At 56.0% G+C, this 7,305-nt stretch carries 7 protein-coding genes; 5 read left to right on the top strand and 2 right to left on the bottom strand.

All coding sequences use genetic code 11. The features are described 5' to 3' along the window. Positions 1–827: 827 nt before the first annotated feature. Positions 828–1,892, top strand: coding sequence for a glycosyltransferase family 4 protein (locus ACT3S2_RS15545; RefSeq protein ID WP_444561900.1), 1,065 nt, complete (start codon positions 828–830; stop codon positions 1,890–1,892). A 774-nt stretch (positions 1,893–2,666) separates the two neighbouring features. Continuing rightward, entirely contained in the window at positions 2,667–3,923 is a 1,257-nt protein-coding gene (locus ACT3S2_RS15540; RefSeq protein WP_444561899.1) for an O-antigen ligase family protein, read from the top strand. Between the two features lie 231 nt (positions 3,924–4,154). Here the strand turns inward: ACT3S2_RS15540 and ACT3S2_RS15535 are convergent, their stop codons facing one another. Continuing rightward, positions 4,155–4,490, bottom strand: a complete 336-nt coding sequence (locus ACT3S2_RS15535; protein ID WP_444561898.1) for a hypothetical protein — start codon at positions 4,488–4,490, stop codon at positions 4,155–4,157. Positions 4,491–4,576: 86 nt separating this feature from the next. Here ACT3S2_RS15535 and ACT3S2_RS15530 point away from each other — a divergent pair, with 86 nt between their 5' ends. The 3 genes from ACT3S2_RS15530 (at position 4,577) to ACT3S2_RS15520 (ending at position 7,016) form a co-directional block, all read left to right on the top strand. Then, on the top strand, positions 4,577–4,753 hold the full coding sequence (locus tag ACT3S2_RS15530; protein WP_444561897.1) for a transposase: 177 nt from the start codon (positions 4,577–4,579) through the stop codon (positions 4,751–4,753). A 16-nt stretch (positions 4,754–4,769) separates the two neighbouring features. Continuing rightward, a complete protein-coding gene (locus tag ACT3S2_RS15525) occupies positions 4,770–5,939 on the top strand; it encodes an IS30 family transposase (RefSeq protein ID WP_443358676.1) in 1,170 nt (389 codons plus the stop codon). 180 nt (positions 5,940–6,119) lie between these two features. Further along, a complete protein-coding gene (locus ACT3S2_RS15520; RefSeq protein WP_444561902.1) occupies positions 6,120–7,016 on the top strand; it encodes an IS3 family transposase in 897 nt (298 codons plus the stop codon). Here ACT3S2_RS15520 and ACT3S2_RS15515 read toward each other — a convergent pair. Beyond that, a complete protein-coding gene (locus ACT3S2_RS15515; RefSeq protein WP_444561901.1) occupies positions 6,995–7,192 on the bottom strand; it encodes a transposase in 198 nt (65 codons plus the stop codon). The genes ACT3S2_RS15520 and ACT3S2_RS15515 overlap by 22 nt on opposite strands. Between the last annotated feature and the right edge of the window lie 113 nt (positions 7,193–7,305).

The following is a 7,305-nucleotide window of genomic DNA, read 5'->3' as shown; positions in this document are numbered from 1 at the left end:
CGTTTAATTTAGCTTGGGAGATTTATTGCCTCTCAAATTGAGTCGGCTTATAATGGGTTTTTGCTCTTGAGAACTCTCATCCTGCTTTTACCGTTTCTGATCGACTGCATCCGTCTGTGACGTTGGTACGCCATTTTAGCGCCATCAATACGCGAGCAATATACGGGCTGGCCGGTAGGATTACCTTCGGGACTACCCCTATTGAGAACGCCCACAGGAGGAATCTGGTTGGCCTAAGTCCGGTTGAGCGTCGGGCTTTCAGTAGTTGGACTGTGCTTCGACTCAGGTCCCCTGCTGACCAGTGAATGAATTCCGTAATCTCCGTAGGCGTATCTAAAAGGAGAGGACGCTTCGTCCTTTTGCTCTACTTGTGGCCAGCCGTGCTCGGAAGGGTGCCTATTGTGAATTTGCGGATTCTTGGTAAGAGGCTGTTGGAGAAAACCGTTTGCGTCAGGATGGACGTTCTCTAAAATTTGTGATTCATAGTGGATTCGAAACGACAAAAGAACTAGCCGGTTATGCAGACTCCGAAGGTCTTAGTGTTGCGCTTGTAGCGGCCATATGGGGGATAGACCAACGAACTACCGATTGTTGAATATTCTGCTGTGGAAGTCCAATCATCTATACAACGAAAATTGGGATAGCCGAGGAACTCAAGTCGCTAGGACCCCGGGATACGGAGCCTACAGAACGAAGAGCTCTGACTACAGCGATAATTGATGTCAGAGAGTCGCCAATTTCTGCTCACGAAGTGGTCCAAGAGTCACCCAACGAGACTGGACGGATCGCAGCCGGTCGCTGGTTGCGGTCCGAGAGAGGAACAAGTTGTGATTTCGTTCGAAGATGGTTTGCCATCAATTGAGGTCGTGTATCCTGCGTCGAAGGACCATAGAGAGTGGCAGCGAAAACATGCCCTGAACGAAGTGCCGGACGCTTGGCCATATGGACTTAACCGCCTATCAAAGTACGTCAATAGGCTGAACGCTCGGGCGATAGATCCTCCATCAATACTCGAGAAGGTTCGACTGGTCGTTGATAGTTCGATGCGCCAACATGGCACTCAGAGCTCCAGTGGGGTTGCTATTGCGTGGGACGAAAATGCCGCCCTGCGTCAGTATGCCCGGCGACGCCCCAACCAGAACTTATTCGCCGGAATCATCTGGGCGACGGACGAACACGCGCGTGGGAACAGTATGCGTAACAGGACAATCCGGAAAGTACTGCAGAATTTCTCGGGCCTTTGGTGCCTGAGCCGACCTCAGGTGGAGGCAGCTCAGGATTATATTGGGGACAAAGTACCCGTCTTTTACCTGCCGTTTGGAATTGATGAGGAATTCTTCAGCCCGCTGCCGGAAAGCGATGAATATCCGGATAGGAATCGTCCACTGTTGTTTAGTGCGGGAGGCGACCGAGACAGGGACCCGGATACCTTGATGGAAGCTCTGCGAATTATCCATAAAGATCGGCCGGATGTTGAAATCGTTGTCCAGTCCCGATTGGCGCTTAGCCCCGTTAAGGGGGTTGAAATTGTGGAACATATGCCGCATGGAGCTCTACGTGACTACTATCGGCGTGCCTCGGCGGTAGTTCTAGCTACCAAGCCGAACTTACATGCATCAGGAATGACGGTTTCTCTGGAATCGGCGAGCTGCCGCACGCCGGTGGTTGCTACTGATACCCCAGGAATGAATGAGTATGTGTTGCATGACAAGACAGGTTATTTAGTACCCCCTGAAAGCCCACAGGCCTTAGCGGAACGTACCTTGTCAGTTTTAAATGAGTTGGATCTGGCTGCCGCCATGGGGCGTGCTGCACGGGAACACGTTCTCTCGAATCATACGACTGACAAAATGGTGCGGGAGCTATTGAAGAAGATTCGTGAAATAGTTTGAAATGGGGAAACGAAACAGGCCGTGTTGCAGATTCGAGTGGGCGATCGCGGAGGCGAAGTGCCAGCGATGGGCTACACTCTACGCCAGCTACATGCTTAACAACGCGCGTATGTGTTCCGTTGGCATGGCACCGTCTGCAAATTTCAAAATGATCTGTAGCTTCGGCGGAAACGATCGCCGGGCACAGGAAATTTTGCGTGCACCATTGAAGGGAACCACTCAAGGATGGTCTTGTGCGAGAGTTGTAGTTCCCTCCAAACACAAACTATTGTCGTCGCTCGGAGCGCCGACGATTACCCCTATCAGCCGTCCAGATTCACAGGAACATTCGCCGCGCGATACCGAAGCGCTTACCGGGGAACGCCACGATTGGTACGTCACCAGAACGGTTATATCGCTGGACAAGACGGAGACATGGGCGCGCTTTTACCCCAAGAACAAGATTCGATGAACGCATTCATCGAGTGGCAAATGGACGCATGGTCCTGCTTTTGGCACAGGAGAGCGGACCCTCGAAATGCGGAACATTCTTCACGTCTGGGCGCAGGCTGAATGAAGCGACATTGCCGGACGACTTCTTGTTGAGAATGAAAGTTCAAGGCATGGCATGGCGAAAAGGACCTACCCGGTGATGAGCTTATAATCTCCCGTTCGCCACCCTCGACATTCATAGTCCAGCTCGATAATCAGGTTTCGCAAGGTGAAGCGTGAAAGGTAAACCTCTTGATTTTGCATAGGCCGCTCGCAGTTCGTCTCTTCGTGACCACATGTTGCATGATTATCTTGCCGCTCCCTACCTTTATTCCTAAGAAGTTCGCTTTTATGGGTGGGAGTATTTTCCTCAGCGACTTGTTGGTGGTTGTTCTAGTAGCTTTGATTGCATTGAGCTGGAATCGCCTACAGGCGTCAAGCAAATGGACCCTTTTCGCGTCGATCGGAATTTTTTCGGGCGCGACTCTGCTTGGGCTTGCTAACGGCGCGAGTATCGCCACGGTAGTGCGTGACGGGCGGGATCTTTTTCATGTCGTCATTCTGGCCATCGTGCTGTCGGTTTTGTTGAGTTCCCGGTCTCCAAAGATCAAGAGAATCCTCTTGGGGGCGGTCACGTTGACTGTCCTCTATACTTTTGTAGTTGTCATTATTGAATCGACGCTGAAACTAGGCTTCTTTAATGTGCGTTCTAGTGAAGCCATTTTGTATACGAGCTCCGGGGTCGTCGGGTCGGATACTGCTCGTATCATCCCAGCTAGCGGGCTTTTTTGCGTAGTGACGGCTGCCGTTCTCTTTGCGATGTGGTCGCTGCGGCTCGTTTCCTTCCGGGAATACAGGTCTCTATGGGCCGTTATTGTTGCGGGAATCTGTATCGGATTTCTGGGTTTTTCGCGCAACTCGTTAATTGGACTCGCGGCTGTACTCGTTGCAGCTCTCCTGGTCGGGCTATTTCGGGGCGCTCCGATAAGAATGGCTGGCGCTACAGCTCTCATGTCGATCGTAGGTCTCACAGCTATTGGTGTCTCTTCCCTGGTCACGGATTCGGTTACGACGACGGTGAACTCGTGGGGCAATGCATTCGAGGAAAGAGTTCTGACTGGGCTGAACCCAGAGGTGCTTGAAACGGATTCGAGCTCCAATTGGCGTCAAAAAGAGAATCGGCTTGCCGTCGACTATATTTCCCAGAACTGGGCAGGTTCTGGACTCGGCGCCCCCTACAGGGCACGTGTCGCAGGCGAACCGTTCGAAGGCAACTACGGGCAAACTTATATACATAACTCCTACTTATGGTTACCTCTAAAAATTGGTGTAACTCTCAGCACTGTTGTGGCTGCGTTTGGTCTGGTCGCCGCCTACGTAGTGATCCGAGCTAAGAACCGACTTGCGGCGGTGGTAAAGCTCACAATGTGCGGATTGGCCCCAGTGATGCTGGTTACCCCCGTCCCATTCTCGACGTCTGGAAGCGTACTCACGGCATGCGTGGGGGGGATGATTTTGAACTTGGTGCAACAGCGAAAGCTGGCAAAGGTTGCTCGGTAGCGCGTCATTTGGCTATGCGTTGGGTGCCATCTGGGTAGCAGCATTACTGTCGGACGGTAGCGTTGGCACTTGGATCGTGCTTTGCTCTGCTCTTGTGAAGCTTTTATATCTCGTCAAGCCCCAACCCCCGTAAATGTTGCCGTGTTGAGGTGGCGGTAGATGCGCCGGGCGAGGTAACGCATGAGACAGCGCCGGAGGTAGTGCCCACTAGCGTGGATGCTCCTATTGTCGTCAAGCAGCCAACTGATGACTGATTTGGGTGAGTATCGCGGTTGCTCTTGCTTCCAGTTCGGAGTCAGCACGGATGCCGGCTTCCAAACGTTGAAGCCGTTGACAAGGCACTCCGAGGGTGTTGGCCAGCACGCTAAGCGGTACTCCGACTTCATCACGTAACTCATGGAGCCGGCGTCCGACGGGGTCTTCAAGTCCTGGCTCCATCAACGCCCTGTAAACCTCGTTGGCGATGTGGCGTTTCAGACAGCGCATGATGCCCCGATCCGAAAGCCCTTGCGCCCGCCGCCTGGCGAAGTAGGCATCAGTGCGCGGCTCGTGATGGCGCATGCGCAACAGGACGATCCGATGCAGGGCACTGTTCGCCTGCCGGTGCGGCCGTATGGTTTTGTGAGACAGCTTGATTGGAGCCCTCGTTTCAGATGACCGCCAGCAGCAAGAAGAACTACGATCCAGCCTTCCGTGAAGAATCCGTCCGCCTCGTCCTGGGCTCTGATCGCTCGGTGAACCAAATCGCCGAGGAAATCGGGGTGAAACCAAGCACCCTGGGCAACTGGGTCCGCAGGTACCGTTTGGCGAACCTTGGGTTCTTGCGGTGATTGCAACACTTAGCGGATGGGTGTTGTCATGGCGAGGTATTCAATTTACGTAAGACCGGATCTTCTGCAGCTGTTTTGGGCCGGGATGCAGGCTGGTGATTTCATCACTGATGCCGTTGTTCCGATCGACACGAGCCGGCGTACCGGGCGCCGGGTACTGGCCGAGGCCGGGGGTGTCAGGCCTCGCCGCGGCCGGAATCTGAAGGGCAGGTGCCTGACCTTCGCCCAGCGTGAGGAGATCGCGGTGCTGCGTGCCCAGGGACACTCGCTGCGCCGGATCGGTGCCGTGGTCGGCAGGTCGGCCTCCACGATTTCGAGGGAGTTGCGGCGTAACTCGGTGGCCGGGTTGCCCTACCGTGCGACGTCGGCTCACGCGGTGGCGTATGAGCGGGCTTCGCGGCCGAAACCGGCGAAACTGCACACGAACACTGTGTTGCGTGCGAAGGTGGAAGAAGACCTTAAAAAGAAGTACTCGCCGGAGCAGATCGCAGGACGCCTGCGGGTTGAGTTCCCTGATGAGCCGGAGATGAGGGTGTCACCCGAGACGATCTATCAGTCCCTCTACGTTCAGACCCGCGGAGCGCTGAACCGTGATCTGGCCGCGTGTTTGCGCACCGGGCGGGCTATCAGGCAGCCCTGCAGGAAGGCCGGCCAGCGGAAGAACCGGATCCCCGGGATGATCAACATTTCCGAACGTCCCGCTGAGGTTCAGGACCGTGCGGTGCCAGGGCACTGGGAGGGCGACCTCATCATCGGCAAAGGCAACCAGTCCGCGATCGGGACCCTCGTGGAGAGAACCACCAACTACACGATGCTCGTGCACCTGCCGGATGGATACAAAGCAGAACAAATGCGTGACGCCCTGGCAGCCAAGATCAAGACGCTCCCCGAGGCGCTGAGGCATTCCCTCACCTGGGACCAGGGCATCGAAATGCAGGATTGGAAAACCGTGAAAATGGAAGCCGGCATCGACATCTACTTCTGCGATCCGCACTCACCCTGGCAGCGCGGCATCAACGAAAACACGAATGGTCTGCTGCGCCAGTACTTCCCGAAAGGCACCGATCTGAGCATCCACAGCGCGACAGACCTCGACTGGGTCGCTCAGGAACTCAACGACCGACCACGCAAAAGACTAGAGTTCAGAAAACCGATCGAACTGATCGAGAACCTCCTGTTGCAATGACCGCTGGAATCCGCCGAACCCCGAAACGGCCGGGACCGCTCAGGCCCGGGGGCCGGTGCCCTGGGACGAACACCAGAAGACGTTGGCCGAGAACGCGAGGCTGAAGTCCGAGGTCGAGTTCCTGGGAAAAGTCAGCGCCTTCTTTGCCGCGAAGCAGAAGTAGAGGACTTCTACGAGTTCATCGAAGCAGAGAAGGCCAACCACTCTATTGCCTGGCTATGCCGGACACTGAAAGTCTCCAGGGCATCGTTCTACCGTTGGCGCCGGCCAGCGGGCCCTACGCCGCGGGCGGTACGCCACGAGCAGCTCACCGAGGCAGTGACCACGCTGTTCAACCAGGAAAAGGAACGCGCCGGCCGGGACCAGCTGGCCCTGATGCTCAACGCCGCCGGGACCAAGGTTTCCGCCCCGACCGTCGGGGCGATCATGCGGGCCAACGGCCTGCGGGCGGTGCGCACGAAGGCATGGAAGACCACGACCGTCCAAGATCCCCAGGCCAAGACCGCCCACATCGAGAACCACATGCTCGATGAAGACGGCCGAAGGGACTTCACCTCCGATGCCCCCGGCACCCGGCTGGTCGGCGACATCACCTACCTGAAAACAGGTGAAGGATGGCTCTTCCTGGCCACGGTGATCGACCTTTGCACGGGCATGGTCATCGGCTGGTCGATGGCCGATCACATGCGCGCTAGCCTCTGCACCTCGGCGCTGAGAATGACACGGGACCACTGCCATTTCGTTGATCCGGGCACTATTTTTCACAGCGACAGAGGAGCTCAATACACCTCGGATGAGTTCCAGAAATGGTGTTCAGGCAACGGGATCACCCAGTCGATGGGTGCCGTGGGCGTGTGCTGGGATAATTCCGTCGCCGAGAACTTCTTCTCACATTTGAAGACCGAGTTCTACCACCACGAGCGCTTCGCCACCCGCCTCGCTGCCAGGAGCGCGGTCATGGACTACATCGAGTCCTGGTACAACCGGCGCAGGCCAAATCGCCGGGCCGGAGGCATCCCACCAGCAATTGCCTTGGCCAGCCACCAAACCCGTGTTCAGGAACCCCTGGCCGCGTAAAGAAAACCACTACGAAACTGTCTCAATAACTTGACGACCGCACGGTTCCCACCACGGGAAAGGCGGAAGCGGGACCGCTGACCGGACGAAGCAGGAATCGGGGCAACACCGGTCAGAGCCGCGAATGAGGCCCTACTGTTCAACCGTTCCGGGTTGTCACCTGCCCTACGTGTCAGGATCGAGCGGTACCACGGTGACAGAGCAAATCATCCCCATCACGTAGGGCGAGAACCAGGAAACCAATCATTATGACCAATCTAGCTATGGCCGAAATGGGCCAAGATGGATC

It is taken from the genome of Arthrobacter sp. AOP36-A1-22 (assembly GCF_052377615.1).
Classification (GTDB): Bacteria; Actinomycetota; Actinomycetes; order Actinomycetales; family Micrococcaceae; genus Arthrobacter_H.
Note: the sequence above shows the minus strand (reverse complement) of the source record. Positions and strands in the feature narration are given on the sequence as shown.